Genomic DNA, 1,191 nt, shown 5'->3' on the forward strand with positions numbered 1-1,191 from the left:
GGCCCGTCTGCCCTCGGCCCGTCTGCCCTCAACTGGTCGCGCTCGACCTGCTGTGTTCAGCCCGTCGCGGCGCCCCGACAGGCCAGCGCCCACGCCCTGCCCTTCTCGCACCGAGAAACCCGCCGGCGACAGCCGTCGCCCGCGGCCCTGACCCGGCACTCGTAGGTGGAAAACTCATCCGGGGATATCTCCGCAGACCCACACCTGCCGCACTTCTCAGGCTATCCCGTACTTTTTGTGTGGCTGGCCTGGCCAAAGGTGGAGTTTTCGCCAATTTTCTCTACGGTTTCAAGACCCGGGGTTGGTGTTGCTGCACCGGCCCCGGGTCGCTGCCGTTCCGGCGTGCGATCCGGGAACCGCCCGCCGGACGATCGGTTACGGCGAGACGGTGAGATCAACGGCGAACGGCACATCCGTGACCTGCGAGACCCACGAAGCGGGGCGATAGGACAGCTGGAACCATCTACTCCTTCGGCCGACGGCGGGCCAGCTGAGGTGGCCTACTGGCCCTGGGTGAACTCGCTGATGCCGATGACGTTCGACTGGGCGTGTACGCACCGGTAGACCGCGGCCCTGTCGGCCGGCGAGGCGAACGTGATGTTGTAGCGCAACGGGTAGACCCGGCTGCTCTGAACCGTGTTGTGGTCGGGGGGCTCCTGCACCGCCCCCCCGCTGGTGGGGCATGCGGCCCGGACGGCGTCCTTCTGGGCATCGGTCGCGGTCGGAGTGAAGTAGACCACCGCCTCGACGCGTGGTGAGGGCCCGGCTACCGTGACGTAGATGCCGAAGGCAATCAGGCCGGCGAGCGCGAGCGCACCCAGCACCACCCAACGCCGGTTATGCCGATCTGTCAGGGCCCGGCGCGTGGCGGCCAGGGCTCGTGCCGCGGCCGGCCGCGGCGGGCGGCGGCCGCCGGCTCGCGCCGCCACGGTCGGCACTGGCTCGCCCAACACTTCGTCCGGTACGTCCTGCGAGGTCACGGGCCTTCCTTCGGGTGCGGTGGCGGCCTGCCGCAACGGTTGCGGCCGGCTTGGCGCCGATCGGCACGGCGCCGGCCGACGCACGGCGACCGGTGTCCGCAGTCCGACCGTCGCGGCCGGGCCCACCCCCAACCTAGTGCCGCGAGCGAGGTCGTAGGGTAAGCGCTCTTCCCGCTCGCGCCGACCAACACGTGCGATCTACATCACACCC

The 1,191-nt window shown here is 70.1% G+C and carries 1 protein-coding gene; it reads right to left on the minus strand.

Annotation, left to right across the window (positions count from 1 at the left end):
• Positions 1–500: 500 nt before the first annotated feature.
• Positions 501–980, minus strand: a complete 480-nt coding sequence (locus tag AC5LUJ_RS13820; protein WP_493465050.1) for a hypothetical protein — start codon at positions 978–980, stop codon at positions 501–503.
• Between the last annotated feature and the right edge of the window lie 211 nt (positions 981–1,191).

The organism is Protofrankia sp. CiP1_Cm_nod3 (genome assembly GCF_982290655.1).